At 59.0% G+C, this 234-nt stretch carries 1 protein-coding gene; it reads left to right on the top strand.

From position 1 onward, the window contains the following. On the top strand, window positions 1–234 hold a 234-nt coding region (locus BFP90_RS28700), incomplete at both ends, for an immunoglobulin-like domain-containing protein (RefSeq protein ID WP_176717998.1).

Here is a 234-nt window from a genome sequence, read left to right as displayed (position 1 = left end):
TCAGCACCACCATTATCGGTGCTACCGGCGGCAACTTTGAAAACCTGGTGCCGAGCACCACGCCTGCGGTTACCACCATTACTGATGTGGTCGATACCACCACTGTCACCCTGACGGCCGGTTCGACCGTGACCGAAGGTGGTCAGATCACCTACACCGCGACCTTGACCAACCCGGCACAAACCCCGGTGAGCGTCACCTTGAGCAATGGCTCGGTGATTACCATCAAGGCGG

The organism is Pseudomonas sp. 24 E 13 (assembly GCF_900004715.1).
GTDB classification, from domain to species: domain Bacteria; phylum Pseudomonadota; class Gammaproteobacteria; order Pseudomonadales; family Pseudomonadaceae; genus Aquipseudomonas; species Aquipseudomonas orientalis_A.
This window is presented reverse-complemented; position numbering and strand designations above follow the sequence as displayed.